This is a genomic window from Nostoc sp. ChiVER01 (genome assembly GCF_034531155.1).
Taxonomy (GTDB): domain Bacteria; phylum Cyanobacteriota; class Cyanobacteriia; order Cyanobacteriales; family Nostocaceae; genus Nostoc.
This window is the reverse complement of the sequence record NZ_JAVRBS010000002.1, coordinates 82,253-108,522: the sequence shown is the minus strand read 5'-3', so window position 1 is coordinate 108,522 and position 26,270 is coordinate 82,253. Positions and strand designations below refer to the sequence as shown.

Below are 26,270 nucleotides of genomic sequence, written 5' to 3'. Positions count from 1 at the left end.
ATGAGCATGCCGAAATAACAAATGGGTACGCCGAAATAACAAATGGGTACGCCGAAATAACAAATGAGTATGCCGAAATAACAAATGAGTATGCCGAAATAACAAATGAGTATGCCAACCTACTCAACTAAAAACAGCTATAAGCATCATTTACTCAAATACTACTGTCCTATTACCATAGACTAATACACGATTTTGCAAGTGCGATAAGCAAAGATAAGTCTGTAAGCAAGGCGATTAAACAATGGCGCATTTACTGAGAATGACTTCTAGCCCATTCTGTACCTGCTCAAGTTCTTGGCGCTTTTGGTAAATCCACATCTTTTCAGCCTCACGTTGTTCCAGGGTTTCGTTGTGAGCTTTTTCCTGCTGTTCGAGGAGATTTTCGTAAAGTGCGATCGCTTCTGCAATTACTCTACTGGATGATTCAACTCGGCTATTAAAATCTGATACCAATTCTGTATGAAGATGCGCGGATAGTGCAAGAAATAAAGAACGTAGACGCAAACACGAGAGCGCCAAGTACGCCAAGAAATAATAAATTAAGAGATTTGGCGCAGCTTCATAAAGAAAGGGATAACAAGATAGTGCAGGTAGGCAACCAAAAATTCAACGTCTAGAAGTTAGGGAGCAGGAATCGATGAATCGTTCTGTGGTGGATTAGCTTGTTCTGGTGGAAGCGGTTGTGCAGAAGAATTATCTTCTATGGATGTAGATTCTGGCTCTTTAATCATACCATGCTGCTCTTGCCCTCTAAGCCCAAGATATGTTGCGGCACTAATTCCTTGTAGTGTAAGAAGTGTGTCATCGAATTCCGGCATTGCCAGATTTTTAAAGACTTCCCAAACAAAAAATAGTCCGAGCGCAAGTGTCCAAATAAATGTTTGGAAGCGATGAAAGTTGACTCCATTAATGTCCGATAATATATCGTAGAAAAAACCTTCAGAAACGCGTTGACTACCTTTTTTATTCTTCTCATTCCCCTGCCCATCAATTAACGAAGTACCAACGGTAGTTACAGAATTGATTCCCAATAATATTAGTGATTGTTGAGTCAAAATATTCGTATAGTCTCCTGTTATGCCATAGATAATCAGGTAAGAACCAAAAATTATAAATGTCCAAAAAGCAAGTTGAGAGATCGATAAACTGAACGGATTTCTATTCAGTTTTTTTCTGCCAAGAAAAAATTGAGCAATTCGACTTTGACGATATTCGTTTTTAAGAGCAACCTTTTTAAGATCAACCTTTTCTGTGGTCAATCGTTCCTGTCCACCAATCACCTCTATTTCAGAGTAAACCCCTTCTATTCCAGAGCTACGAAGAGTGTTTCGGCAATACCTAATGAACATTAATACAACAGCTATAAGTAGAAGTAGACACAGCCAAAATCGCCACGAAAACAGAACTATTGTTAATTGAGGAGGTGGAAAGCGATCGCTCACCGGAATTGCAATCTTTTTGGGACAGCCTACTCCTGCTATCACTTTAATACTGTATTTGCTTCCTCTACCAAGAAGCGCATTCCATGCAGCTTGAGACGAGTCGGTGCGTTCAAGTCGAAAGGCTAACCAATCATCCTCAAGAACTGTCTTTTGATCTTTACCCGAAACATTGACGATGACTGGTTCTCCGTGGACATCCTCTAGCTCATAGCCATCCAGGTACAACACTAATTGTCGAGGATCAAATGAATTGGTTGCATTAACCGTTGCTTTTCTGGTCGCTGCTGATAATCCTTCAACTTTTATCCTAATGCGATCGCCCATTTTGACTTGGTTACGATCATCGTCGGCAATGACTTGTTGAGTTTTCAGTCCAGCAGGCACTGAACATAGCTGAGGCGCAAAATTTACAGAAGGGCCATCTGAACTATCTTGAGCAATTACTGCAAAGTTGATAGTAACAATCAACAGAAAAACCAACAGAAAAATAGCAGTCAATCTTTTAGCATTTCTATACATCGCTCGGTATTCCACCAACAGTTATTACTATGTCGGTAGTGTAACCACACTTGAGTCACTCCGGGTAACTGAAAGTTTAAAAGTTTAGGTTTCAAAATCCTTCGTTTGGTGTCGCCAGCTATACGGCGAACTGTGATTTCCCCATTTTTGCGATCGCATCACGGTAAAAGCAGGAGTTGGAGATTGCGATCGCTGCAATAGCAATTTTGACTCGCTTAAATTCTTTAGGATGAGGCTTTAGACTCAATTTTTTAGTAGTTTAGCCCAGTTTGTGCCGATTTATCTTGCCATTCTTGCTTACAATAACGTAATCAAGCCAAAAAGTGACTAATCATTCAGATTTTCATTGACTACGAACCGACAATCATTAGCAGGAGTTGCTACTGCATTTCCTGGTGATTCCAGCTTTGACTTTGAAGAATTGGCTGGTATCGACTTTGTTATGGTCTTCATTTTAAAGTTTGATGGTTGTAGATGAATATAGGAATAATCCAGCCTTACAGTAACGGGTTTTTAGAAATTGTACCAGAGAGCGATTATTGGCAAATTGCAGCTATACACATCAATGGTCAAGCCTACTGCCCTACTCCTCGGCTTTATCGATCAGAAAAAGTGGCATTAGCAAAAGCTGCACTAATTTATGATTGGCTAGCTGACCACGAAGGAGAAATTAGTAGTGGGGGTTGCTACTGCTCTGAATTGAAACTCATTCTATGGCAACAACCGAAAGTATCTTAGTTGGTCTTGTATAACCTGAGTTTGGGATAAACTGAAACCTTGATTATGTCGTTAGTTTTGACAGGGTGAAAGCCTTATTATTTCGTCCAAGTAATCAAATTTGAGTCCTTAACCCGAACTGACGTTAATAGGAATTTTAGGTAATTGCAATATAAATCTCGTTGCATTCCAAACTCTCATTCATTGGACAAACTTAGTTTCTGTCAGTTGGCTCAGAGCCTGGGGTTTGAACTTGCAAGTTCTCTCCTTGCTTCCTCACTGAAAAGTCAGGCTCATTTTTGCTACTCTGAGCAAGACCAGCAGCACCAGCGATCGCCGTTCCAGCCAGTCCAAGCCCAGCAGACCATTTGGCATCAGTGATTTTTGGCGAGACTAAAACAGCAACACCAATAACAGCTCCAATAGTTGCCATAAACATGGGAGTTATAGCCCGAATTATTTCTGGGGTGGAAGATTTCATAGAGGTAGATTATAAAATTGGTTTGTTCGTGAGGTAAATACACGGCGTCAAATTCCAATTCCAGAAATCGCTATTAGATAAAAACTTCTATAAATAGCCTTTGGGGAATATAACGCCATCCAAAGCCCAGTTATCTTAACTGGGTTTTTGGTAATAGAGCGATGCTTGCAGCCGGTAAACTACGCTCATTGACCAAGACACGCGACGCCGATAGCGTAGCGTTAGCGAGGTACGAGCGTCATAGCCCGTCGCAGACATTGCCTTTTTTAATTAAGCATTAACCAAAATTTACCAAAAATATTTCTTGTTTCTGTATATTCTAAGTAGAGTTTCATAAATTCTTTACTACTGTTTATCATGAAAATTTGTAAAACTTTGCTTGGATTAACAATTGGTGTACTTTCCACAGCGAGCATTTTGGATATTTGCAACATTCAAAAAGTGAAAGCTGACTCTTTAATTAATAGCAATCCTGAACTGTCTTTAATTAATAGCAATCCTGAACTGTCTTTAATTAATAGCAATCCTGAACTGAAAGTTTGCAGTAAATTTGTCGCTGGTACATACCTCACGACAATTAAAGACAAAGCAGGAAAGTTTGCTTCACGCGCGCTTATCACTCTTACTGAAGAAGGGAACTTGATTAGTAGTGACTCAAACCAAGGTGGTGTTACGGGTCAGTTTGATCCCTTTACCGCTTCTCAGGGTACTTGGGCGTGTAATGGGAAGAAGGCGATTACAGGTAGGGCACTCAACTTTAGTCTCTCAAACAAGGGTGGTAGCGGTATTGCAAGAAATGATTATAGAGCTACTTTTAATCCGATAACTCAAACAGTAGAAGGGACAATTGAGCTTCGTCTGTTTAATAATCTACAAGGGAATCCACTACAGGGTAATGGACAAAATGGAGGGTCATTCTTCTTTACAGGTCAGCTTGTCACTGCTAGATAAGATGATAAGTTAACTTAATATATAGCGTTATTAATGCGATCGCTCATCATCCTCGCTTGAAAATAGGGAAGCGATCGCATCATTCAAATCCCAGTCACGACGACCGGGTTTTTTAGTTTGAGAACAGTTCTCATTTTTTCAAACGTTCATTTAGTGTTTCGTAAAGAGGAAAATACTGAGTCTTAACATCTACCGCCGATACGATTGTGGATTACTTATCAAAATATTATTGTGCAAAACATGGTTTCCTAGAATGGTTTAGAAATGCTTACGCTCTCAAGTTCTTGCATATAGGGCAATTTAGCCATTTTTGGCATCACTCCTTACCGAACACCTACCCATCCGCGCATTCAGCGAAAAAACTAATCTGATGCGAAAGCTGCTTGCTTATAAATATCCTATAGGTTATACCGTTTCACTTTAAGGTTGATACATTTAGGCAAGCAGGGGAGCAGAGGAGCAGGGGAGCAGAGGGGAAAGAATTTGTATCAGGATTTTAGTGAAATGGTATTAGCTGACTTCAGGACGATGCCTGGATTAGGCTACGCTTACGCAATACCAGCACCCTCATAACCAACCTTACTTGCCAGCGTCTTCAAAGTCTGTTATTGCACAAGCAAACTCTCTAAAAGCTGTTTTAATCAAAACCTCTTTCGTTGCCCTTTCCAACGATGAATTGCGTATGAGGTCTGTTAATTCTATGAACAACAAAGAAAACATAAAACGATCTTGGCGGTCAACTTGTTTCAAACAAGACGATATAAACTGATAAAGCTCTGTTTTTCTGGGTTTAGTTTGTTCTTCCCATATTTGTAACCCAAGCCGAAAAGTTCTCAAACGGATTTCATTACTGTTGAAGGACGCGTCTTTGTAGCGGACTGATACGCGTTGGGGTATATCCATGAGTTTTAGCTATACATATTCAATGTAAAGTAATTATTCACTTATATTTTGACTCAACCGGAAAAATCTAATATTTTGCACCAATTCCAACAAATACCATAGGTTAGGGACTTCCAACCTATCGCGGTGTAGGCAGCAGGGAGCAGGGGAAAAAGAAAAATATTATCTGAGTAAATTGGATAATTTATTTTCTGTGAAGTTCCTTAGAAACGAATGACTTGCGTAAACTTCCAGCTAAGGGTAGCACGGGTGTGCTACCCTCCTAGCATCAATTTAGAGGATGCCCCAGAAATGGAGTAAGCCTTGACCAGAAAAAGCTTCAATTAAAATCGCAGATAAAAAACCAATCATTGCAAGACGACCGTTCCAGTTTTCACTCTGAGGAGTGAAGCCAAAACGCACAGCATTAGGATCTTCTGAAACAATAGGCGCAGGATTCTTAAAACCTGTCATCAGTAAAACTCCAAAATTCAAGTGTTGTAGCAGTTATAACTGTCTGTAAAGTAATGTAACAGATGTTAAAAAAAATGCAACATTGAGTGAATAAAGAAAATCTGAAGAAAATCTGCTCAACATTTTTTCATTTCGATTCACGTTGTAGAGTAAAAATGCTTTCTGAAATTTTGCGTAGGCGTAACCCATAACAGGCATCGCCCATAGCACAAATTCTGCTGTTTCTTGCTCTTAATGCTTATTGAAATCCACTTGAGTAGGTTAGGACTTACGCACACTCTACGAATTCTCGGCGCTCTTGGCGTCTTCTCTGCGAGACGCGAAGCGCGATGGCGGTTCGAGAAATTAAGCTTTTTAGCAATTTTTGCGTAAGTCCTATAGGTATTAAAAGCTTGACAAGCTTAAGCAAGATATTTTACTTTGAATTAAAACTCATCGACGCATCTCAGCAGAACCTTAAAAACCCCATAATTCCGTTGAGATGCATTGAGTTTTTGAGCTAATTAGAAGCTGTTGAGCGCAAATTGTCTTTCTGCAATTGCGAATTATCTTGGTCAGCGAAGGTTTTGAACTCGATCGCATCATGGCTACAAAAGAGGCGCACATCACTACTGTGGTCGAGCGATAACGCACGTAACTTATCTTGATTAGAAAGTCGAGCCTTGCGGTCTACCTCCATGAACGACTGGTAGGCACGTAGACCAGGTGTGCAAACTCGTTTAGGAGAGCCGATTTCGTGTCGGTAAAAATAAGCATCGCCTGCATGTAAGAGCCAACCTTCGGATGTATCAATAGCGATACCTGCATGACCCCGTGTGTGACCGACGAGCGGTATCAGGAGAATTTCGGGCGGTAGTCCTTCGAGGTTACGTACTGCCTCAAAGCCGAACCAAGGTTCACCACCAAGCGAATAATACTTCCAATTTTTCACTTCGTCCCACTGACCAGGGCGGTAACGTCGAGATGAGACAAAGCCTTGCCGTTCTCTGGCTGCTTCAATCTCACTGAGCATTACATGCACGGTTGCTTCAGGAAAATCTTCCAACCCGCCTGCATGATCAAAATCGAGGTGAGTAAGCACTATATGGCGGACATCGCGCGGGTTCAAGCCAAGCTGCTCAATAGCTGCAACCGCCGTGTATTTTTCTTCAAACTTGATACGATTCAAATTCATAAAGAAAGGGCTGAGTCTTGATAATGGCGCTTTGACATCGCGCTGACCAAAGCCTGTATCTATGAGAACGAGTCCCTGATTTGTCTCAATAAGCAAACAGTGACAGACAAGACAGGCTGTTAGCCCACGACTAAAACCGTCGAATAGTGCCCCACCAATCGGGCACATACAACCGCAATTAAGATGATGAATACGCATAAATCATTCTACCGAGCATCAATCTCTTTTAAAGACGAAACAATATGAATAATCACCATACTTAGGAGTGAAGAAATATATGTCTTTACAGGATTTAATTGCTGAGTTACTTTTGCAGTCTGTGTCTAAAGTATAGTGACGATTTGTGAGTTTTACTTGTTTAGGTTGTAATTGCGAGAATGAGTCTGACTCGCTACGATCGCATTAGAAATTTATCACATCTGAGTATGGCAAACCAGGACGCTCCACTCACAGGAGAAGCGCTAATTAAGGAAGTCTGTCGGCGGATTCGGGTAGCCCGCAGCTATTGGGATGCTCACAATAACGCTGCCTGTAGAGGGGAGCGCGATCGCGCAATCTTCCTTTACAATACACTGAGCAAAGAACAAAAAGAGCAGATTCCGCAAGTGTTGCGGGTATGGCTGCGCTATCGCAGTGAGAAGTATTTTGGTGCACACCGAACACCGCCCAAATCGGCACGAAAATCAAAATAGTATTAATACCAATTCTCCAAAAGGAGCCAACAGATACAAATCACAAAAGTCTTACTACATCTAAGTTTCTTAATTGCGAATTGGTACAAGTATGATATTCAGTGCATCACAACTACAGCAAATACAAAAACCTTTTGATTTGCTGTAGAGCAAAATATTTTTACCCAAGAAATAAAATTTAATGGAAAAACAGCAACTTATAAAATTGCTAATTGGTGATTTGACTTGGCTACGATTGCTTAAATCTTTAATATTTATTTATATTTTTTTTAGCGGATATGTATATTTTCGGGCAGATAGCATGATTTTTCTGTCTCAACCTTCTACCTATGAGGATAATCCAAGAATTATTAAGTTAAAAAGTGGGGAAAATACGAATATTTCAGCTACATATTTATTAAACAATAAAGCTAATTATACCATTCTTTATTCTCATGGTAATTCTGAAGATTTAGGAGATATCAAACAGATCCTAGAAAAATTACATGACTGGGGTTTTAGTGTCTTTGCTTATGATTACCGTGGTTATGGTACGAGTCAAGGAAAGCCGACAGAAAGTCACGCTTATGAAGATATCAATAGCGCTTATAATTATTTGACGCAAAATCTAAAAATACCACCTGAAAGAATTATAGTTTTGGGGCGTTCGGTTGGCGGTGGTTCTGCGGTAAACTTAGCAATGCAGAAACCAGTAGCTGGTTTAATTATTGAAAGTTCGTTTATTTCCGCTTTCCAAGTAATAGTACCTTTTCGGATTTTACCTTTTGACAAATTTTCCAACTTGGAGAAGATAAAAAAAGTAAAATGTCCAATATTGGTGATTCATGGAAAAGCAGATGAGATTATTCCTTTTGCTCATGGAGAAAAATTATTCAATGCTGCAATATCTCCAAAACTTTCTTTATGGGTTGAGGAGGCAAATCATAATAATTTATTCTGGATAGCTGAAGAAAAGTATCAAAAAACTTTGCAAAAATTTACTAACATTGTAAAGGCAAATCAGAAATTATCTCATCATACTATTCTGCCTTAAATACCATTTACGCCTAATGTAAATTATAACTAATGCAGTTAGTTAATTTGCCAAATATGGATAGTGCCATCCTCATTGCTACTAGCGAGGGTTTTACCATCTGGGCTAAGAGCAAGCGCTAAAACGGAACTGGAACTATCTTGAAAGGTGTGCAAGAGTTTCAAAGTCTGTAAACTCCACAGTTTAATACTGCCATCAAAATTACCGCAGATCAAAATTTTTCCATCGGGGCTGATGGTAAGAGATTCAACTGAACTAAAATTGTCAGGAAACTCATGCAGCAATTTTCCAGTTTGAAGATTCCATAACTTCAGAGTGCTAATTGCACGATTTCGAGAAACTAGTTGACCAAAACTCCCAGTGACGAGCTTTTTGCTATCTGGAGTAATGGCAATAGCATCAATTCCGGTTTTGTGTCCTTTGAGAATATGGCGTGTTTTTTTAGTTTGCAGATTAATGAGCCTAATTGTATTGTCATCGCCGCCACCCCCAGCACTTACAAGGGTTTGCATATCAGGGCTAATTGCAACCTTACTCACAAAGCCTGAGTGTGCAGCAATTGTATCAAGCAGTTTAAGCGTGTGTAAATCCCAAAGTTTGATTGTGCGATCGTCACTGCCACTAGCAATCAATCTACCATCTGAACTAATAGCAACGGTTTCTACTGGCTGGGTATGTTCACTTCCGATGTTAAGCATTAATTGAGTGTGTAAATCCCAAACCTTCATTGTTGGGGTAGTTATCCCACCACTTACAATCAGCTTGCCATCTGGACTAATAGCAATTGATGTAACACCATCTGAGTGAGCGTCTAAACTACGCAGCAATTTTCCAGTACGTAGATTCCAGGTTTTAATTGTATCATCTCTACCTCCACTAATCAGGGTTTGCCCATCGGAGCTAATGGCAATTGCTGGAACACCAAAAATCGCTTTTTTATGTCCAGTTAGTGTATGAATAAGTTGAATATGTATTTGAGGCTGAGTAATTCTACTCTTGATAATAGGGGTATTTGAACCGGAAGAATGTACATCAATGACAATCACAGTAATGCTGACTGCGATCGCTAAGGCTGTAATAGCTAGTTTGGATTTGAGAAAATTTAATAATTTCATGACAGTGAGGAACGCAATTATATAATAGGGTTCCCATTTGATGGCATGTGATGACTACGCCATTGCATCCTCACCACATTTGATAGATGGCAGTATGGTAAATGCCAGTTGAATAGATAACTTTTAGCAAAGTTCGTTAAGCACGTCAAATTTAGGTCGGTTGCTACACACACCAGTCTGATTGTGATTAGTCATAATGTAGTGTAGTAGTGCAATATATCGCGCTGTTACAAAAGCTAAATACAGAGGTAAACTATGTTTCCTTTTTGGGGTAATGCCTGTTATGGAAGCGAACCCATTTCGCGCAAAGCTGGCTTAGAGCGGAAATTAAAATTCTTGATTTGGATGCGAGATGATTTAGAGTCCAGATTGGCTGGCATTAATGCTTCTATTGAAACCATTCGCCAGCAAATAGAACGCTCAGACTCAGCTGCTTAGAACTTAGTTCTTGCAGAGTTTAGACCTAATCCGGTTGTAATTCCTTAGTGACTGGGCGCTGTAGATGGGCTGCATCAGTGTTGTAAGTCTTTGTACAGCGTTCTGTCACTAGCTAGCGCATAATAGAGAAATCTTAAAAAATGAAGCCCAGTTTTTTGTACGTGTGTCTGGTAGAACTAACTCTGAATAAATAATTTAAGGCAGAGATAGAGTAAGCATTTATAAATATCTTGAAGTTAGAGCCGTAATCGTCACTCAACGCGCCAAAATTTATAGAAATGAAAAATATTATCCCGATTGGTTGGAATAGCTGGTTAAAAGGACATAAAGAATCTATTTTACTATTTGACTCAATTGCTGCTGCTAGTGAAATTGCCTTTATGCTTAACGGTCAGTGGGATGGCTGCAATGGTGTGATAGTAGCCAAATGTGATGAGGTAGCTGTTAATACTGTTACCAAACTTTTAGAAGCAGCATGGTGTTATCAAGGCGCATCAAAAGCTGTTTTAGATAGAGTAGCATCTGATGAAATTTTACGTCGTTATGCAATGGGAGAAAGAAATTTTATTAATGCTAATTTGAGGTGTGCAGTACTTGCATCAGCGAAACTGAATGAAATTAATCTAAGTTATGCAAAGTTGAGTTGGGCAAACCTAAGTCAAGCCAATCTAAGTAAAGCTGATTTAACAGCAGCAGACCTAAGTGAAGCTAATTTAAGTGCAGCCGACTTGAGTAAGGCATACTTAATGAGGGCAAACCTAAAAGGGGCAGACCTGCAATTAGCAGATATCAAAGGGACTAATTTAAGTAGTGCTAACTTAAGTGAAGTTAACCTTACTAATGCAGATTTAACAGGAGCTAATCTATTGCTAGCTGACCTCAGAGGCGCAAATTTTCACTTATGCAATTTGAGTGGGGCTAACCTCACAGGTGCTAAGTTAATTGAAAGTGACTTGGCTTTTGCTAGACAGTAACTAACGATAATAATGATTCATATTCAAATTTAGCAACCTTGAAATTTTACTTAGTTTGAAAGATATTTTGTACCATTTTTTTGTCTGCATTTGCTGCTGCCCTATCCAACTCAGCAATCTCACTGGCGTCTAATTGCCAACCCAATGCACCAATATTTTCTTTTGCCTGTGCCACGCTCTTTGCTCCAGGGATAGGGATGGTTCCTTTACAGATGCACCAATTAATTGCTACCTGAGACATGGTTTTGTTTCTCGACTGTGCCACCTCTTGTAAACATGCCAAAAGCGATCGCATTCCTGGTAATATCTGCCTAAATAGCAGACCTCGGATACCTTTGGGCAAAGGGCCTTGCTCAGAATATTTCCCAGTCAATAGCCCCAAAGCCAGAGGGCTGTAGGCAATAAGTTTTATTCCCAACTCATCACAAAGGTCTTTGAGCTTTAGTTGGGTGACAGGATATGTAGACAACAAAGAGTATTGAACTTGCAAAGTACTAATAGAAACGCCTCGTTCAGCAAACTTTTTCTGCACTTGCTTAAGCCGTTTAGGCCCATAATTGGATAGTCCCACTCCTTTAACTAGTCCTTGCTCATACACATCGGCAAGACCATCTAACAGCCCTTCCTCTTGCCAAGGAGCATAATTCGCTGTAGACCAGTGCATCTGTACCAAATCTACGTTTCTTCCCAGACGTTGGGCAGATGATTTACAAGCCCTTACCATTGATTTACGTGTCCATCTCCACGGGTAAGCAGCAAGCTTAGTCGCAATACAAATATTTTCTTTGCCTAAACCTACATATTCTTGGCTGAATCGTCCTAAAAGTAGTTCACTGCGACCATTCAATCTCCCAGTTCCGTAAGAATCACCTGTATCAAATAAAGTCACACCGTTGCTTACACAAAGGTTAAACACCGCTTGCAACTGGTCATCCATACTTTCGTCATATCCCCAAAGCAATTGGTTGCCCCAGGCCCAAGTCCCGCAGCCCATACTTGGGAGTGTGATTTGGAGAGTCTGCATCTTTGCTCTCTGTAGATTGCCTTATTAATTATCAGGCATATAGTCAGTAGACCGAAAAATTTTGTGATGCAAACTCTACAAGAGGCTGACGCTCGTGACGCTCTATGACTCGCTAACGCTGCGCTATCGCATGATTGCGTCTCTCCTTGGGAGAAGACTCGTTAATGTTAACGGTGGACGTAGCAACAGTAGTAATTTGTAAATTTTATTCACTCAATTTGAGAGAGTGCAATTAAATAAAACCAGTGCGATCGCTTGTAACGTAAAATTAGTTTCCATCCGGCATTTGCTAACACCTTGACGCCCATGTTTTGCGACTACCTCATCCAAATCCTGACTGCCCGTGTGTACGATGTTGCCCAGGAAACACCATTGGAGTATGCCCCAAACTTGTCTGCGCGGCTGAATAATCAACTGCTGTTGAAACGTGAGGATATGCAGTCAGTATTTTCTTTTAAACTACGGGGTGCTTATAACAAAATGGTGCAACTGCCACCAGATATATTAGCGCAGGGTGTAATTGCCGCCTCTGCGGGCAACCATGCTCAGGGTGTCGCCCTTGCAGCCAGTCGCTTAGGAACCAAAGCGATTATCGTTATGCCAGTAACTACACCCCAAGTCAAGGTGGACGCGGTTAGAATGAGGGGCGGAGCAGTTGTCTTACATGGAAACACCTACGACGATGCTTATAGCTATGCCCGTGAATTAGAAATAGAAAAAGGTTTGACGTTTATTCATCCTTTTGATGATCCTCATGTAATTGCTGGACAGGGAACAATTGGGATGGAAATTTTACGACAATATCAGCAACCCATCCATGCAATTTTTGTCGCAATTGGAGGGGGCGGATTAATTTCTGGGATTGGGGCTTATGTAAAACGCTTGCGTCCCGAAATCAAGATTATTGGCGTTGAGCCAGTAGATGCTGATGCGATGTCTCAATCGCTAAAAGCCGGACATCGCGTGCGCTTGTCTCAAGTAGGGTTATTTGCTGATGGTGTGGCGGTGCGAGAAGTAGGTGAAGAAACCTTCCGTTTGTGTCAGCAGTATGTAGATGAAATTATTTTGGTAGATACAGATGATACTTGTGCTGCGATTAAAGACGTGTTTGAGGATACACGATCAATTTTAGAACCAGCCGGTGCATTAGCGATCGCAGCTGCCAAAGCCTACGCAGAACGAGAGCAAATTGAGGGACAAACCTTAATTGCTGTAGCCTGTGGTGCAAATATGAATTTTGATCGCCTCCGCTTTGTTGCAGAACGGGCAGAGTTGGGCGAACGCCGCGAAGCCATCTTTGCAGTCACGATTCCAGAGGAACGGGGAAGTATTCGCCAGTTTTGTGAATGTATTGGCAATCGTAATCTTACCGAGTTTAATTATCGGATTGCTGATGAAAAAACAGCCCATATTTTTGTCGGTGTGCAAATTCAAAATCGTGCTGATGCTGCAAAGATGGTAGAAAACTTTGAAGCTCAAGGATTTGAAACTCTAGATTTAACAGACGACGAACTAACTAAATTACATCTGCGGCACATGGTAGGTGGGCATTCTCCCTTAGCTCATAATGAATTGCTCTACCGTTTTGAGTTTCCCGAACGTCCTGGCGCATTGATGAAGTTTGTTACTTCCATGAGTCCCGACTGGAATATTAGTCTTTTTCACTACCGCAACAACGGGTCAGACTACGGTCGAATCGTTGTTGGTATCCAGGTTCCCCCGCACGAGATGGGAGAGTGGCAAGCTTTTCTCGACAACCTGGGCTATCGCTATTGGGATGAGAATAAGAATCCGGCATACAAGCTGTTTTTGGGATAGGGAGTGGGGAAGAGGCAGGGGGCAGGGGGAGAAGAACTATATAGTCATGCATGCCCAATCCCCAATCCCCAATCTAACGAGAACTACCCTCCAGTATCATATTGGAGTCCCAAGTATAGAAGCCAATTTGGTTAGGAACCCTAGAGAATCTGCCTGTTCGATAGCCTCTAGATAATTCATTCAGCACCTTATTTTTGACCTCTCGAAGTTGCTGAGAATCTAGTTCTCCATAAATTCCAGCGATGACTTCAGCAACGCTGAAAACTTTACCTGGATTTTCTTCAAACAGAGAGGTGAGGGCATCAATTAAGAATTGACCCTCAAAGGCTGTGAGCATCGGTACTGCTTTTGTCGGAGGTACAAAAGGCTTCTTGTTTTTGCTTTTGATGCTCCTAGAAGTACCATTGCGCTTACTTGGAGCTACCAAACTGAGATCCAGAGTATAACAACCTGGCTCATCAGGAATAGTTACCCAGTAATTCCTTTCCCTACCTTGGGTGAGGGAAGATTGAACCCTACCTTTAACTACTTTGAATAGATTGGAATCTAACTCTCCATAAAGCGATCGCACGATAAAATCGATATGACACACAGTACCTATCTGCTCTTGTAATAGCTGTTTTATGGCTTCCATTCGGGAAACAGCGTGATTATACCGGGGTAGCATAGGGATTTCGGCCACCTTCATTGAACTATCGTTGTTCTCTAGGGCGATATTTTGATCTGGCGATGTCGTTGAAGGTTGACTCTCTTTTGTATCAACAGCAGAAAAGGAATTATCGATCTCAACTAAGTCTTTGTCTGCAAGTTCTGACTGTACAGACTCCACCAAGTTAACTTCGTCGATGTCGTCAAGAGGTGATAAAAACCGCAAAGAGCCTTCTTGGGAAACATCTGAGGTTTCATCAGCCGCCGTCAGACTTGATATCTGCTTGCTGCTATCAGAAAAAGACCAGTTAGACAATAACGCTTCTACATGATCCAGCTGCTTTCGCGCCTGCACAAAGAGGCGTTCATACTCTTCTGTGAGGCGAGCATAATAGTCTCGTAATTCTAACAATGGTGAGAGAAAAGTACCTGGTGGTGGTTCTAATTGTCCATTTTGAGTCATAAGGCTTCAATTAATTTAAATCGATGTCACTTTTGTAAGACATTGCTCTGGGTTTTGCTTTGTGAGATGCTGGTTGGGATTTCTTGGGCGCTTGGGGAGGGCGACATCTCTCACAATATAAGGGTCGAGGCCCGAAAGTCTCGCGCTTTGTCAGATCGTTACATTCTTTACAGACAAACTGAAAAACACGAGTATGAATCTGTCTTTTGTGCGCCCTGACAGTATATTCTCTAACATCAATGAATTTACTTGCCATAATCAGGATTGTGAATTGCTCTCGTATCAATGTCCTATCAATATAGCTATTCAAGCAAATCAAGCTGCATCAGTGTGTGTTTATGTAGAAGTTTTATTCAATTCATTGAATTTGACACCTACCATAAAGTGCAGATGAGGAACTTGATAGTTAGCTATTAACTATCCTCTCAGCATATAATTGGTGATGAGCAAACACCACTACCATTTTTTAGGTGCAAGCAATTTTCATTGCCATTATCAAAGAAATTGGGAATGAGAAGTGCGGGATTATTCACTTCCACTGTTTTTAAATCAATTTATTGACAGTGTGTCTAATTAACTATGATAAAATTATTGTTCTCCTTTATGGTAGCTACGGTGTACACACAAGTAGACCTAGAGCGAGTTTCCACCCAAAAAAGGTAGACTTAAATTGCTCAAGACTGCGAACCAAAGTAGTAATACCAAAAGGTTTCTGAGACTTGTAACCAGACCAACCACCAAGCCCTTGCATAATCCAAGTAGCCAAAGCTTGGGTTTGAGGAGGATAGGCATTTTGTTGCAGTCGAGTTTTGCGTTCCAACGTAGCAACAAGAGTAGATAAGCATTGCTGTACAACTCCTTCTCTTATTACTTTACTTGAATTTGTGTGTACACCGTAGCCAATTGCTCAAAGAGGGTTAGGGTAAGATAAAACTTTGTTGTTTAATCAGCTATTTCAGACTTGTATGTACACGGTAGCCTTATAAAGGACAGAAAAGCTAGATACAGGATGAAGTTTTGCATTAATTCGTAGCGTTTTTAATGCAAGGGGGCGCATTGGTATTGTTAGTTGATGCATTGGCATTGCCAAATTTAAGTTGCAAATGGATACTCCCCTATTAATCTTTAGGGGAGAATGGCTCAATTCAAATTAATTTGCTAACCATAAAGCGACGTTACGCACATAGGTTTTTATATCTTCTAAGGCGCGTGGCTCTTTTTTCATACCATTTCCTGGTGGCTCATCTACAAAAGTGGGACAGCCTTTGTTAATATCCCAGTTGTAATCTACTAAATGATGAAAGCTGGAGTTAGCTACTGCTCGTCCTAGTATATTACCCTGTTCATCTTGATGATGCTCGATCGCTACAACTAAATTGAATTTACGATCTGTAACTAAACTTTTACCCAAAGCAATTACTCGCGCATTGGCATTGCCGGAAGGTGCGCCAATACCGCCTTCGTGGGGGTGTGCGGGGAAAAATTCGATACTTCCCGATGGGGAATTAGGGTTTTTTAACAGTTCGTGAATGGGTTCAACAATGGTAATTTTTTGATAATCACCATTAGCTCCAGAATGATAGTTGGGCCAGGAGATATAAGTTGTGTATGAGTCATCTCGGCTCCAGCGAGATTCATCGGGATCGGGATTTTTGGTGTTGAAATAGTGGATATCACCAATGTCAACTAAACCACACATCGAACAACCCATATCCTGATGATCGCGTGTCGTCAAAATACCGCCACCGCGTTGCCGAAAAGCATTAATTCCGGCAATGTCTTTTTCGGTTAAACCCTTATCCACCTCTAATCCAAATAGCCAAAGTTCATCAAAATCTGACTTGTCGAGACTACTTAAAACTGGGTCACTACCTACTGCATCTGATTCGTAATCGCGTCCTGTAACTTCAAATAAGGAGTTTCCTGTTTCGTCTTTAATCGATGCTAAGTAATCTTGTAACATCGAGAAACGAAAAATGCTCCAGTCATCTTCAGTCGTAGGAATCGTAGTCTGCAAAAGAATACGAATTGGTTTTGCCATAACCTTTGCTAGATGAACACCACAATTGAGTATAGCGATCGCTTTACATTAATGCTTAAGTTTTTAAATCCCTCAACATCCCTCTTAAGTATGAAAAAAAATCATAACTCTAGGTAGTAGCGCCAGTAATTGAGGATAGCTAATCTAGACAAAGGTAATTTGATATTGACTTCGGTTTGATTCACTACACCAATCCTCCGTGGCGCGGGCTGAGGATTTACTGCTCTCTGAGTAAGCTGGATAGCTTCAATTAAACGTTCCTTAACACAGCGACAGATATGAAAGCAGATCAACTCCTGAAAAACTATGCCGCAGGTGTCAGAGACTTTACTGGTATCAACTTGAGCGAGGCAAACTTAAGGGAAGCCAATCTCAATGGCATAATTTTGGATAAAGCAATTTTAGATGGAGCTAATCTAAGTCACGCTAATTTAGCCCAAGCCAGTTTGATTGAGGCAGACTTAAATGGGGCAAATTTGAGCAATGCTGACCTCAGTAGTAGCAACTTAAGCGGAGCTATTTTGGATGGAGCTATTTTAGATGGAGCTATTTTGGATGGAGCCAATTTGAGTCAGGCTGATTTGACGGTTGCTAAACTGATTGATACTAACTTGAGTGAAGCAGATTTACAGCAAGCAAGTTTGATTGCGGCGAATTTAGATGGAGCCGATTTAAGTGGTGCAGACTTAACTGTAGCCGACTTATCCCAGGCAAATCTCAATCAAGCAGATTTGAACCAGACAAATTTAAGCGGAGCAAATTTGGATGGAGCCAATATAGAAGGAACAATCTTGGATGAGAATGTATGACACTACTAGCCAGATAAACCCATGACCACTGTTTCTCTATGAGACGCTACGCGAAGCTCTAATTTACGCATTCATGTATTTTAAAAAGGGATACAGTAGCCCTAAATTTATCAAACAGAATTCAGAAGTCAGGAGCCAGAATTCAGTATGAATTCTGAATCGATTTAGCGGATGAATAAACGGGTCTAAAACCCCCTCCAAATCTCCGATTTGGAGGTCTTCAATTCCTGCGCCGGTCTGAATCCCCAACTGATTAATTCTGACTGCTGAATTCTGACTTCTGAATTCTTCTTCAAGGGATTCTTAATTTTGAATCAGTGAATGTGTTGTTTTTGACTTTCCAGCTTGCGTAGCGACTTTTAGAGAAGGAGCTGATTCGCGTCTAGGATGTAACTCTGGTGGCGATTGCTCGCTTTTAACCCATTTCCCAAAATCTCAGTACCTGATTTTACAGACCTACCCAAGAATTTTTGGGCTTATAGCGATATTTTAGAAGTTTATAACGATTTTCATAGCATTTTCGACTATGCCGGAAAAGCTGTTGCCTCTAAATTAGAATAGGAGACATTTGTCAATTATCCAGATTCCAATCTGCTTGCATCTTCACATTCGGCAATACGCGCCGAAGTTGCAGCAATGGTTTATCAGGCATTAGTAGCCATTGGGCAAGAATCTGCGATTAAATCAGTCTATGTAGGGTTGCATTCTGGAAGTTGACAAGTAAAATAGGAAACACTGCTTATCGGCTTGTACTCTTGGGAAAAAAACCATGTAGTTAAAAGCACGTTAAGTTAATATGCGATGGGTGACAAATCTTAGACCTATTGCCTAAAGCTAATAGCCCCATGTTAACAACACTTCCAGACACCTCTGCCAACTTAGCGATCGCCTTGTTAATTAACTATAGTTTCGATCTCAGTGGCTATACTGCCAATGAGCTAGTTGAGCGTTGGCAAACGCAATACCCGCTCAATTGGTTACACCTGGCAGTGATTGAGGCACTATATCAAGGTCGTTATAAAGCTGTTTCCGTGCAGCAAATTTTAGTATTTTGGCAGCGCCGGGATCAGGCTACATATCATTTCAACATGGAATTTGAACGGATGATTTGTAGCAAATTTCCCCAAAGTTTAACTTCATCGCCTGCGCCAGCCCTACCGCCAGCGAAGAAAAACCCCACTGTAGAGAAAGTCACGAGTCCTCAATTACCACCTGCTAAGACTCGTAACGGCTATCAACACAGCAATACTGCAACTCTACAACTGAAAAGTTCCGAACAAAAAACATCTGTAGATGAGGAAGAAACGAAGGAGGAAGCTAAGGACAATAAAACTGTCCTGAAGTCTCCCGTTTCGGGAAAATCTGTTTCTTCAACAGCGTTTCAGTTATCGTCTGCTATCAGCCAAAGGCAAGCTTCACAAGAAAGTCCACCGCCTTCACCATCACCAATTCCTCATCAACGACAGCCAAAACTGCTCCCACCTGCTCCCATTCATGCCCCAATTGGGCAATTTACTCCAGAAAAAAGCGATCGCTCTGAATCTTTTACATCTAAACTCAAAGCGATGTCTGGGGAACAGAATCGGCCCATTAGGGGGAGTGGGGAGTAGGGAGTGGGGAGTGGGGGAAGAGGAGCAGGGGGAGCAAGAGTGGATTGACTAATGTCTAATGCCCAATACTTTTTAGATTTTTATTGTTCAACTAACTCTTTAAAGCGCTCATCATCGGCAATATCATCGAAATCTAGGTCAGTTACTGCGTCTTCTTTATACCTGGGATTAAGTTCAATTGCTTGTTGTAGAGTTAACAGAGATCGGTCAACTTGTCTTTGTAGTGCGTAACAGGCTGCTTTGTTGTAATAGGCACTGGCATAATCTGAGTTAATTTCTAAAGCTTTGTTAAAACTAGCGATCGCTTCATCATCGCGTCCCAATCTTACCAAGGTATAACCGTGTTTATCCCAGATTTTGGGAGAATTAGGTTGCAATTCTAGGGCTTTTTCAAAAGATACTATTGCCTCTTCGTATTGTTCTAATGCTACTAAGGAAAGACCGCGATTCAACCAAGCAATTGCATCATCAGATTTAATTTGTGTAGCTTTGTCAAATGAGTCAAAGGCTTGCTGATGCTGTTGTAAGTTCCCAAAAGCAACGCCGCGATCGCACCAGGCTTGATGATAATCTGGTTGAATCGCAATAGCTCTATCGTATGATGCGATCGCATCTTTGTAGCGTTTCAACCTCCCTAGAGTTAGACCTCGTTTTAACCAAGCCACAGGTTCATCAGCTTGGATTTTAATCGCTTGGTTGTAAGCTGCGATCGCATCTTCATAGCGCCTTTGGGAAAATAGCTCATCTCCTTGTTTTACATACTCATCAGCAGTAAATTCTGGTTGTTGTAGCTGTTCTTGTATTTCTTCCTCAACTTCAGAATTTATAACCTCTGGGATGGATGCAGCTTTAATCTCAACGTCAACTTCAGAATTCACCGCCTCTAGAATAGATTCAGGTGTAATTTCAGTTAATTCCTGAAGGATAAGATTCTTTCTTTCTTGGGCATCCAATTGTAACTCAGAGAGTTGAGAGACAAACTCTGTTTCTAATCTTTCTAACTTCTCCAAAATGAGAATCTTTTGTTGTTGAGCATTCCATTGTAAATCTGAGAATTGCGAAGTAAACTCAGAACCAGATTTTTCTAAATTTTCAATGATTAACTCTTTACGTTTTTGAGCATCTACTTGTAATTTAGATAATTCTTCTGTAAATTCTGACTGCAATGCTGCTAAATTATCAATAATTTTGTTCTTTTGTTGTTGAGCATCTGCCTGTAATTCAGATAATTGAAATTTCAATTCTTTATCTAATATTACTAAATTTTCAAGTGTGATATCTTTTTGTTGTTGAGCATTTCCCTGTAATTTAGATAATTCTTCCGCGAATTCTGACTGCAATTTTGTTAAAGTCTCAATAGCTATATCCTTTTGCTTTTGAGCATCAGATTGCCATCCAGAAAGTTGAGATGTCAACTCAGAGCTTGATGCTTCTAAATCAGCAAAGGTTATTTCTTGCTGTTGTTGCACACCTAACTTTAAATTAGACAGTTCTTCTACGATGACAGATGCTACTTTTTCTAGATTATCTAGCGCTATATCTCTTTGTTGTTGAGCATCTAACTCTAACTTAGATAGCCCAGAAGCAAATTCTGACTCTAAAGTTTGTATATTTTCTTGAGATTTTTTAAGTTCAGTTTCTAATCGACTTAATACCTGTGCTTTAGCTAAATCTAGTTCAGATGTAAGGTTAGATAAATATTTTTTTTGTTCGTTTTTAATCTGCTCTTGTAAACTAGTAGTTTCCTCTTCTAATTCATAATTTATTTTTTTAGCTTCTTGAATAAGATTTTCAGCCTCTTCTTTAACGGTGGCTAGCTGATTTTGCAATTTTTCTATTCCCTGTAATTGTTGCATAGCTCTATCAACAATTTCACGAATTACCACCCGTCGCAGGAGCCAAAATAAAGCAATAATTGCGACTGGAAATAGACTTAATATAACTAGCCAGACATTGAGTAAAATAGTTGTCCGGCTAAAAGCGCTATTAAAATCAGATTGGATTTGCTGTTGAATTCGTTTTTCCGCCCTTAGTCGCGCTAATTCTTCCCGTTCCTGATTCGATAACATCAAAACAGAAGTTAGTGCTGGCGAAGGTGATGGTGCAGATTGTCCACTGGCAATTTCAGGGGACAGCAGTAAGGGTAAAAAGACAATAGTGCTTTTTACAATTAAAGCGAAAACAGCTTGATTTTTGCTCTTCATAACAACCATCTCAGTCTGTTGGTCAGTTTTTGAAGCGGCGTGCCTCTCTCCAATCTATAACAGAATTAAGTAGTAAAATGTTGTAGAGGGAGTGGAAAATGCTGAACAATCCTTAACTAACCTGTTCGCCCTTACTGTACGTACAACTTCAGTCGTGGAGCGCAGTCAAGTTTTTAACATTTTTTAGAGATATCATTATAACATTACTAGGTGAAAACAAAGCACCACAAACAATAATTTATCAACTTACGGAAGACAGATTGCAGCAAATTCGGCGCTTTCTGAGAGCATTCATCGAACGAAGTTCGGATTTTGTTTCTACAGATAGCACTATGCAAAGTGTCAGATGTGCGTACTTCGCACTAACATTATGATTATCTAGGGTAAGCAGATTACTTGTCCTACAATTAACTTAACAAAGGCGGTAGAAAATGGGTCGGATAAATCCTTACACACTGCAATTGCAGATTACTCGAATGTTTGAGCAAGGGCAATCATTTTTTGCCACAACCAAGGTACAGGAATGGTTGAAAGAACACAAACACAATCCAGAAGATTATGACATCCTTTTCCATAAAAAACCCGCGCCTCCTGGTTCCAAAGAAGTGATGGTGGTAGAAATTGAATTACGCCGCAAAGATGGGCAACCTGTAGATCCTTGGTTGCAAGAACAAGCAAATCTCCATGCCTAATTTTAAGAATTAGCAATTTTCAATTTAAAGTCATATTATCGTAATAGAATTTATCAAAATATAGCGTTCCCAATTGCGGAACGCTATATGTTATTTTTTATTTAGGGATATTATGTATTGTTTGTGCGATCGCCCATATCAAAAACATTAAATTCAATCCCTTCTAACTTCAGCCTCAAAGCCTCTAATAAGAGGTTTATCCTTTCTTCAATAAAAATTGTTAGGGCATTTTCAGGAAGTGCATCGGCTCTTGACCATTTAAGAATCATCGTTGGTATAAGATGAGAGCGTAGCACTGTCTCCAAACCAGGATCATCATATTCTTTAAGATAATCTAATGGATTTTTATCGCTAATTTTCAAATTAGTTATTTGAGATAGATAGGCAATATTCATCAAGCTGTCACATTCTATTTGGCTAGCAATGCCACTTTGCTTAATAAAGTTAACTGGAAATATATGGTGTAAGTTAGGCTTATCTGTTAACAAATAATAAACATCAGACAAAATATCTCTATGAGGTTTTGCCCAATCTTGCGGCTTGTGGTTTGCATAAAGTGATAGTATTGCTCTGGATAAGCGACCTCTATAACTGTAGAAAGATTTTCTTATCGAATTTTTATCAATATCAAATTTATTAAATGAGTAAGTACTATTAGCCTTTTGTTGATTAACAAAGTATATATGTTCCCAGAGGTGAGTAGTGTTTGTTAGTAAATCTGCATTATGAAAACTATAATACCAAAAATATTTATTTAAAAAACTATAATCTGGTTTATCATTTCGATAAAAATATGCTGTAATAGTCAGGTATAAATATCTGTAAGGGATTAATCTTCCACCTTTAATATGCAAAATATTATCAAAGAAATCAAAAGTTTTAGCAACGGCTATTTTAAAATTAGACCATAAGGATAAAACTTATAAATACTATCCCAAAGTTTTTTTACATTCTCTTTCTCCCAGACAACATCTCTTTGAAAGGTTGGAATTTGATACTTGTTTGATAGAAGACTTTCCAAATAGAGAGCAATACTCTGAGAATCCGGTTTAATGCGTTCAGTAGATGTAAACATTGAGTTAACCTTACCTAAGTTCGAGTAAATATCAAGATTGGTATGTGAATTTCACTGCTTTTAGTAAAATTCCATACAAGGCTAACTGATATTTAATTAAGTGGCAACTCAGATTTTAGAAACTCTTTGCAATCTTTCTTCCATACCAACGTTACCCTGTAAGCCGCCTGTGTGTACCAGCAACAAACGATCGCCTTTACAAAAAAATCCTTGCTTTAGTAAATCCATCACTCCGTAAAACATTTTGGCGGTATATACGTAATCGATGGATACGCCATGTTCCTGTGTGAACTGTTGGCTGAACAGTAGTAACTCATCGTTCACCTTTGCATAACCGCCGAAGTGATAATCACATACCAATTCCCAGGAAGCGGGAGAATTATATGGTGCGGGTAAACCAGAAGTGAGGTAATTTGTCAATAGATTTTCGATTTCTTGGGCGAGAAATGCGCCATTTTTTAGAACGGGAAAAGCGATCGCTCTTTGTCCTTTATGCAACGAAAGCACAATACCTGCTAGTGTGGTAGCTGTACCGCAGGCTACGCATATATGATCAAATGCGATCATATCAGTAATTATCTCTGTGCAGCCGCGCACACCATTTAAATTACTCCCGCCTTCGGGAATGATAAACACCTCGCCGAAACGTTGTTGCAGATATTCTTCTAACTCGGGTGTGTTGCGCTGTCGATACATCTCGCGGTTCAGATACACAAGCTGTATACCCTGTTGTACAGCAAAACTCAGCGTCGGATTCAACGGTAGCCTCTCCTCGCCACGAATTACGCCGATGGTACGAAAGCCGAAAAGACTACCAGCCGCCGCAGTTGCATAGATGTGATTGGAATAAGCACCGCCAAAGGTTAGCAGCGTCGTGAAATTTTTCTCCTTGGCCTCTAAAAGATTGTATTTCAGCTTAAACCACTTGTTGCCGTTAACCCACGGGTGCATAAGATCAAGGCGCAGCACATAGAGATCAACACCAGCATGACGGGCAATTTCGCTATTGATTTGCTGTAGAGGAGGAGCAATAAAGGTTAACGACATGTGTCAAGATTCTAACTTAGAATTTACATTCTCTCAGTTGAACATAAAAGTAATGATAAACATTGAGAAATTCAATGGTAAGTCAATCAAAATAAAGAATAAATCTTTCTGATGATTAGCTTTAGAAATTGGCATTTTACTAATTGAGTGTTTCAGGTAAATATAAGAACATAACACTCGCTCCAGATAATATTCTTTTTGGAGAAAAGAAATGGTTGCACTGACACAGCTTACTCAAGTTATTGCCAATCCAGGACGTTTGACGATTGAAACTGTTGAAATTGCTCCTCAAACGACTGCTATACGTTGTCTCGACTGGGATCGAGAACGTTTTGATATCGAGTTTGGTTTAAGGAATGGTACAACCTATAATTCTTTCTTAATTCAGGGAGAAAAAGTAGCTTTAGTTGACACATCTCACCGCAAATTTGAGGATCTATATCTTGAGATAGTGGCGGGATTGATTGATCCGGCTAAGATAGATTATTTAATTATTAGCCACACGGAACCAGACCACAGTGGCTTAGTGAAAGATATTTTGCAGTTAGCTCCCTCAATTACTGTTGTCGGTGCAAAGGTAGCTATTCAATTTTTAGAAAATATGGTTCACCAGCCTTTTAAATCAATGCAGGTGAAAAGTGGAGAGCGATTAGATTTAGGTAACGGACACGAATTAGAATTTATCTCTGCACCTAATTTACACTGGCCTGACACAATATTGACTTATGATCACAAAACTTGCACTCTTTACACTTGTGATGTGTTTGGAATGCACTATTGTGATGACCACACCTATGATGAAAATATTACTTTAATAGAGGAAGATTTTCACTATTACTATGATTGTCTCATGGGCCCAAATGCCCGGTCTGTCTTGGCAGCTTTAAAGCGGATTGAAAAGTTAGATATAAGAACAGTTGCCACGGGACACGGCCCTTTATTACAACACTATATCTCTGAATGGCTTGGACGCTATCAAAACTGGAGTTTAGAACAAGCAAAAACAGAGACATTAGTGGCTCTATTTTATGTTGAAGATTACGGGCATAGCGAGCATTTAGTCCGTTCCATAGCGCATGGATGCGCGAAAACAGGTGTGGCAGTAGAATTAGTAGACCTCAATAGTGCCGAACCTCAAGAAGTTCGAGAATTAGTTGCACAAGCTTCTGGTTTAGTAATTGCAATGCCACCGCAATCTTCGGTGATGATTCAAGCTGCTTTAAGTACAATTTTGGCTGCTGTTCATAAGAAGCAGGCAATTGGTTTATTAGAGTCAGGAGGGGGAGAAGATGAACCTGTTTATCCTTTACGTAATAAGTTTCAAGAACTGGGATTAACTGAAGCTTTTCCTCCTATCTTAGTTAAAGAAATTCCTACACAAGCAACGGAACAACTTTGTGATGAAGCGGGGACAGATATGGGTCAATGGTTAACCCGCGATCGCACCATTAAACAAATCAAATCTATCAATACTGAGCTAGAAAAAGCTTTAGGACGGATTAGCACAGGATTGTATATTATCACCGCCAAAAAAGGAGAAATTCAGAGCGCCATGTTTGCTTCTTGGGTAACACAAGCGAGTCTTGAGCCTTTAGGAGTAGCGATCGCAGTATCTAAAGATCGGGCAATTGAATCCTTGATGCACGTTGGCGATCGCTTTGTTTTAAATGTTTTAGAAGAGGGCAAGTATCAAGGATTAATGAAACATTTCCTGAAGCGTTTTGCTCCTGGTGCAGACCGTTTTGCTGGAGTGAAAACATATCCAGCGAAAAATGAATCGCCCGTTTTAGCTGAAGCTTTGGCTTACATGGAATGTGAAATTACTAGCCGCATGGATTGTGGCGATCATTGGGTAATTTATAGCACAGTCCAAACTGGAAGAGTTGCCAATCTACATGCGCTTACTGCCGCTCATCACCGCAAAATTGGCAATCATTACTAATT

At 40.1% G+C, this 26,270-nt stretch carries 30 protein-coding genes; 11 read left to right on the top strand and 19 right to left on the bottom strand.

All coding sequences use genetic code 11. The features are described from left to right. Window positions 1–237: 237 nt before the first annotated feature. The 4 genes from RMY00_RS02780 to RMY00_RS02765 form a co-directional block, all read right to left on the bottom strand. Entirely contained in the window at window positions 238–507 is a 270-nt protein-coding gene (locus RMY00_RS02780) for a hypothetical protein (protein ID WP_322646114.1), read from the bottom strand. Window positions 508–623: 116 nt separating this feature from the next. Then, on the bottom strand, window positions 624–1,943 hold the full coding sequence (locus tag RMY00_RS02775; protein ID WP_322646113.1) for a hypothetical protein: 1,320 nt from the start codon (window positions 1,941–1,943) through the stop codon (window positions 624–626). A 139-nt stretch (window positions 1,944–2,082) separates the two neighbouring features. Next, the gene (locus RMY00_RS02770) at window positions 2,083–2,211 is read right to left on the bottom strand and encodes a hypothetical protein (protein WP_322646112.1); all 129 of its coding nucleotides are present in this window, start codon (window positions 2,209–2,211) and stop codon (window positions 2,083–2,085) included. Between the two features lie 80 nt (window positions 2,212–2,291). Continuing rightward, the gene (locus RMY00_RS02765) at window positions 2,292–2,417 is read right to left on the bottom strand and encodes a hypothetical protein (protein WP_322646111.1); all 126 of its coding nucleotides are present in this window, start codon (window positions 2,415–2,417) and stop codon (window positions 2,292–2,294) included. A 21-nt stretch (window positions 2,418–2,438) separates the two neighbouring features. Between RMY00_RS02765 and RMY00_RS02760 the strand changes: the two genes are divergently transcribed. After that, on the top strand, window positions 2,439–2,702 hold the full coding sequence (locus tag RMY00_RS02760; RefSeq protein WP_322646110.1) for a hypothetical protein: 264 nt from the start codon (window positions 2,439–2,441) through the stop codon (window positions 2,700–2,702). Window positions 2,703–2,895: 193 nt separating this feature from the next. Here the strand turns inward: RMY00_RS02760 and RMY00_RS02755 are convergent, their stop codons facing one another. Next, window positions 2,896–3,162: a hypothetical protein gene (locus RMY00_RS02755; protein ID WP_322646109.1), complete on the bottom strand. Its 267-nt coding sequence runs from the start codon at window positions 3,160–3,162 to the stop codon at window positions 2,896–2,898. Between the two features lie 135 nt (window positions 3,163–3,297). Beyond that, window positions 3,298–3,420 carry a hypothetical protein gene (locus RMY00_RS02750; RefSeq protein ID WP_322646108.1) on the bottom strand — a complete coding sequence of 41 codons (123 nt, stop codon included), beginning with the start codon at window positions 3,418–3,420 and terminating at the stop codon, window positions 3,298–3,300. A 99-nt stretch (window positions 3,421–3,519) separates the two neighbouring features. On the opposite strand from RMY00_RS02750, the gene RMY00_RS02745 reads away from it, so the two are divergent. Continuing rightward, window positions 3,520–4,113, top strand: a complete 594-nt coding sequence (locus tag RMY00_RS02745) for a hypothetical protein (RefSeq protein ID WP_322646107.1) — start codon at window positions 3,520–3,522, stop codon at window positions 4,111–4,113. A 579-nt stretch (window positions 4,114–4,692) separates the two neighbouring features. Here the strand turns inward: RMY00_RS02745 and RMY00_RS02740 are convergent. From RMY00_RS02740 to RMY00_RS02730, 3 genes are all read right to left on the bottom strand, one after another. Further along, window positions 4,693–5,016, bottom strand: coding sequence for a hypothetical protein (locus RMY00_RS02740; RefSeq protein WP_322646106.1), 324 nt, complete (start codon window positions 5,014–5,016; stop codon window positions 4,693–4,695). 273 nt (window positions 5,017–5,289) lie between these two features. Further along, complete coding sequence (locus RMY00_RS02735; protein WP_012407782.1) at window positions 5,290–5,469, bottom strand: chlorophyll a/b-binding protein; 180 nt, start codon at window positions 5,467–5,469, stop codon at window positions 5,290–5,292. A 499-nt stretch (window positions 5,470–5,968) separates the two neighbouring features. Beyond that, window positions 5,969–6,841 (bottom strand): MBL fold metallo-hydrolase, encoded by an 873-nt coding sequence (locus tag RMY00_RS02730; RefSeq protein WP_322646105.1) that lies wholly within the window; start codon window positions 6,839–6,841, stop codon window positions 5,969–5,971. A gap of 227 nt (window positions 6,842–7,068) precedes the next feature. Between RMY00_RS02730 and RMY00_RS02725 the strand changes: the two genes are divergently transcribed. Next, window positions 7,069–7,335 (top strand): Precorrin-3B methylase, encoded by a 267-nt coding sequence (locus RMY00_RS02725; RefSeq protein WP_109007230.1) that lies wholly within the window; start codon window positions 7,069–7,071, stop codon window positions 7,333–7,335. Between the two features lie 181 nt (window positions 7,336–7,516). After that, window positions 7,517–8,368, top strand: a complete 852-nt coding sequence (locus tag RMY00_RS02720) for an alpha/beta hydrolase (RefSeq protein WP_322646104.1) — start codon at window positions 7,517–7,519, stop codon at window positions 8,366–8,368. A gap of 38 nt (window positions 8,369–8,406) precedes the next feature. Here RMY00_RS02720 and RMY00_RS02715 read toward each other — a convergent pair whose 3' ends face one another. After that, window positions 8,407–9,483: a WD40 repeat domain-containing protein gene (locus RMY00_RS02715; RefSeq protein WP_322646103.1), complete on the bottom strand. Its 1,077-nt coding sequence runs from the start codon at window positions 9,481–9,483 to the stop codon at window positions 8,407–8,409. 255 nt (window positions 9,484–9,738) lie between these two features. On the opposite strand from RMY00_RS02715, the gene RMY00_RS02710 reads away from it, so the two are divergent. Next, window positions 9,739–9,921, top strand: a complete 183-nt coding sequence (locus RMY00_RS02710) for a hypothetical protein (RefSeq protein WP_109007232.1) — start codon at window positions 9,739–9,741, stop codon at window positions 9,919–9,921. Between the two features lie 278 nt (window positions 9,922–10,199). Beyond that, the gene (locus RMY00_RS02705) at window positions 10,200–10,895 is read left to right on the top strand and encodes a pentapeptide repeat-containing protein (protein ID WP_322646102.1); all 696 of its coding nucleotides are present in this window, start codon (window positions 10,200–10,202) and stop codon (window positions 10,893–10,895) included. A gap of 46 nt (window positions 10,896–10,941) precedes the next feature. On the opposite strand, the gene RMY00_RS02700 is transcribed toward RMY00_RS02705, so the two are convergent. Continuing rightward, window positions 10,942–11,919 (bottom strand): aldo/keto reductase, encoded by a 978-nt coding sequence (locus tag RMY00_RS02700; protein WP_322646101.1) that lies wholly within the window; start codon window positions 11,917–11,919, stop codon window positions 10,942–10,944. 306 nt (window positions 11,920–12,225) lie between these two features. Between RMY00_RS02700 and ilvA the strand changes: the two genes are divergently transcribed. Further along, window positions 12,226–13,737, top strand: coding sequence for a threonine ammonia-lyase, biosynthetic (gene ilvA / locus RMY00_RS02695; protein WP_322646100.1), 1,512 nt, complete (start codon window positions 12,226–12,228; stop codon window positions 13,735–13,737). 73 nt (window positions 13,738–13,810) lie between these two features. Here ilvA and RMY00_RS02690 read toward each other — a convergent pair whose 3' ends face one another. The 4 genes from RMY00_RS02690 to RMY00_RS02675 form a co-directional block, all read right to left on the bottom strand. Beyond that, entirely contained in the window at window positions 13,811–14,848 is a 1,038-nt protein-coding gene (locus RMY00_RS02690) for a hypothetical protein (protein WP_322646099.1), read from the bottom strand. A 10-nt stretch (window positions 14,849–14,858) separates the two neighbouring features. Beyond that, complete coding sequence (locus tag RMY00_RS02685; RefSeq protein WP_094352238.1) at window positions 14,859–15,104, bottom strand: hypothetical protein; 246 nt, start codon at window positions 15,102–15,104, stop codon at window positions 14,859–14,861. Between the two features lie 354 nt (window positions 15,105–15,458). Beyond that, on the bottom strand, window positions 15,459–15,668 hold the full coding sequence (locus RMY00_RS02680; RefSeq protein ID WP_322646098.1) for a hypothetical protein: 210 nt from the start codon (window positions 15,666–15,668) through the stop codon (window positions 15,459–15,461). A 330-nt stretch (window positions 15,669–15,998) separates the two neighbouring features. Then, window positions 15,999–16,889, bottom strand: a complete 891-nt coding sequence (locus tag RMY00_RS02675) for a hypothetical protein (protein WP_322646097.1) — start codon at window positions 16,887–16,889, stop codon at window positions 15,999–16,001. A gap of 278 nt (window positions 16,890–17,167) precedes the next feature. On the opposite strand from RMY00_RS02675, the gene RMY00_RS02670 reads away from it, so the two are divergent. Further along, a complete protein-coding gene (locus tag RMY00_RS02670; protein WP_322646096.1) occupies window positions 17,168–17,698 on the top strand; it encodes a pentapeptide repeat-containing protein in 531 nt (176 codons plus the stop codon). An 845-nt stretch (window positions 17,699–18,543) separates the two neighbouring features. Then, window positions 18,544–19,308 carry a hypothetical protein gene (locus RMY00_RS02665; RefSeq protein ID WP_322646095.1) on the top strand — a complete coding sequence of 255 codons (765 nt, stop codon included), beginning with the start codon at window positions 18,544–18,546 and terminating at the stop codon, window positions 19,306–19,308. 80 nt (window positions 19,309–19,388) lie between these two features. Here the strand turns inward: RMY00_RS02665 and RMY00_RS02660 are convergent, their stop codons facing one another. Continuing rightward, on the bottom strand, window positions 19,389–21,512 hold the full coding sequence (locus RMY00_RS02660; protein ID WP_322646094.1) for a tetratricopeptide repeat protein: 2,124 nt from the start codon (window positions 21,510–21,512) through the stop codon (window positions 19,389–19,391). Window positions 21,513–21,943: 431 nt separating this feature from the next. Between RMY00_RS02660 and RMY00_RS02655 the strand changes: the two genes are divergently transcribed. Continuing rightward, window positions 21,944–22,204, top strand: coding sequence for a hypothetical protein (locus RMY00_RS02655; protein ID WP_322646093.1), 261 nt, complete (start codon window positions 21,944–21,946; stop codon window positions 22,202–22,204). 110 nt (window positions 22,205–22,314) lie between these two features. On the opposite strand, the gene RMY00_RS02650 is transcribed toward RMY00_RS02655, so the two are convergent. The 3 genes from RMY00_RS02650 to RMY00_RS02645 all read right to left on the bottom strand — a co-directional run bounded on the left by RMY00_RS02650 (window position 22,315) and on the right by RMY00_RS02645 (window position 24,326). After that, on the bottom strand, window positions 22,315–23,058 hold the full coding sequence (locus tag RMY00_RS02650) for a hypothetical protein (protein ID WP_322646092.1): 744 nt from the start codon (window positions 23,056–23,058) through the stop codon (window positions 22,315–22,317). 35 nt (window positions 23,059–23,093) lie between these two features. Next, window positions 23,094–23,279 carry a DUF262 domain-containing protein gene (locus RMY00_RS36045; RefSeq protein ID WP_416212026.1) on the bottom strand — a complete coding sequence of 62 codons (186 nt, stop codon included), beginning with the start codon at window positions 23,277–23,279 and terminating at the stop codon, window positions 23,094–23,096. 108 nt (window positions 23,280–23,387) lie between these two features. Beyond that, window positions 23,388–24,326, bottom strand: a complete 939-nt coding sequence (locus tag RMY00_RS02645) for a 1-aminocyclopropane-1-carboxylate deaminase/D-cysteine desulfhydrase (RefSeq protein WP_322646091.1) — start codon at window positions 24,324–24,326, stop codon at window positions 23,388–23,390. A 211-nt stretch (window positions 24,327–24,537) separates the two neighbouring features. Here RMY00_RS02645 and RMY00_RS02640 point away from each other — a divergent pair, with 211 nt between their 5' ends. Next, window positions 24,538–26,268, top strand: a complete 1,731-nt coding sequence (locus RMY00_RS02640; protein ID WP_322646090.1) for a diflavin flavoprotein — start codon at window positions 24,538–24,540, stop codon at window positions 26,266–26,268. Window positions 26,269–26,270 lie beyond the last annotated feature (2 nt).

Coding starts and splice junctions, on each gene's coding strand:
- RMY00_RS02765 (WP_322646111.1), bottom strand. CDS start 2,417: ATGAAGACCATAACAAAGTCGATACCAGCCAATTCTTCAAAGTCAAAG.
- RMY00_RS02760 (WP_322646110.1), top strand. CDS start 2,439: ATGAATATAGGAATAATCCAGCCTTACAGTAACGGGTTTTTAGAAATT.
- RMY00_RS02755 (WP_322646109.1), bottom strand. CDS start 3,162: ATGAAATCTTCCACCCCAGAAATAATTCGGGCTATAACTCCCATGTTT.
- RMY00_RS02750 (WP_322646108.1), bottom strand. CDS start 3,420: ATGTCTGCGACGGGCTATGACGCTCGTACCTCGCTAACGCTACGCTAT.
- RMY00_RS02745 (WP_322646107.1), top strand. CDS start 3,520: ATGAAAATTTGTAAAACTTTGCTTGGATTAACAATTGGTGTACTTTCC.
- RMY00_RS02740 (WP_322646106.1), bottom strand. CDS start 5,016: ATGGATATACCCCAACGCGTATCAGTCCGCTACAAAGACGCGTCCTTC.
- RMY00_RS02735 (WP_012407782.1), bottom strand. CDS start 5,469: ATGACAGGTTTTAAGAATCCTGCGCCTATTGTTTCAGAAGATCCTAAT.
- RMY00_RS02730 (WP_322646105.1), bottom strand. CDS start 6,841: ATGCGTATTCATCATCTTAATTGCGGTTGTATGTGCCCGATTGGTGGG.
- RMY00_RS02725 (WP_109007230.1), top strand. CDS start 7,069: ATGGCAAACCAGGACGCTCCACTCACAGGAGAAGCGCTAATTAAGGAA.
- RMY00_RS02720 (WP_322646104.1), top strand. CDS start 7,517: ATGGAAAAACAGCAACTTATAAAATTGCTAATTGGTGATTTGACTTGG.
- RMY00_RS02715 (WP_322646103.1), bottom strand. CDS start 9,483: ATGAAATTATTAAATTTTCTCAAATCCAAACTAGCTATTACAGCCTTA.
- RMY00_RS02710 (WP_109007232.1), top strand. CDS start 9,739: ATGTTTCCTTTTTGGGGTAATGCCTGTTATGGAAGCGAACCCATTTCG.
- RMY00_RS02705 (WP_322646102.1), top strand. CDS start 10,200: ATGAAAAATATTATCCCGATTGGTTGGAATAGCTGGTTAAAAGGACAT.
- RMY00_RS02700 (WP_322646101.1), bottom strand. CDS start 11,919: ATGCAGACTCTCCAAATCACACTCCCAAGTATGGGCTGCGGGACTTGG.
- ilvA (WP_322646100.1), top strand. CDS start 12,226: ATGTTTTGCGACTACCTCATCCAAATCCTGACTGCCCGTGTGTACGAT.
- RMY00_RS02690 (WP_322646099.1), bottom strand. CDS start 14,848: ATGACTCAAAATGGACAATTAGAACCACCACCAGGTACTTTTCTCTCA.
- RMY00_RS02685 (WP_094352238.1), bottom strand. CDS start 15,104: ATGGCAAGTAAATTCATTGATGTTAGAGAATATACTGTCAGGGCGCAC.
- RMY00_RS02675 (WP_322646097.1), bottom strand. CDS start 16,889: ATGGCAAAACCAATTCGTATTCTTTTGCAGACTACGATTCCTACGACT.
- RMY00_RS02670 (WP_322646096.1), top strand. CDS start 17,168: ATGAAAGCAGATCAACTCCTGAAAAACTATGCCGCAGGTGTCAGAGAC.
- RMY00_RS02665 (WP_322646095.1), top strand. CDS start 18,544: ATGTTAACAACACTTCCAGACACCTCTGCCAACTTAGCGATCGCCTTG.
- RMY00_RS02660 (WP_322646094.1), bottom strand. CDS start 21,512: ATGAAGAGCAAAAATCAAGCTGTTTTCGCTTTAATTGTAAAAAGCACT.
- RMY00_RS02655 (WP_322646093.1), top strand. CDS start 21,944: ATGGGTCGGATAAATCCTTACACACTGCAATTGCAGATTACTCGAATG.
- RMY00_RS36045 (WP_416212026.1), bottom strand. CDS start 23,279: ATGTTTACATCTACTGAACGCATTAAACCGGATTCTCAGAGTATTGCT.
- RMY00_RS02645 (WP_322646091.1), bottom strand. CDS start 24,326: ATGTCGTTAACCTTTATTGCTCCTCCTCTACAGCAAATCAATAGCGAA.
- RMY00_RS02640 (WP_322646090.1), top strand. CDS start 24,538: ATGGTTGCACTGACACAGCTTACTCAAGTTATTGCCAATCCAGGACGT.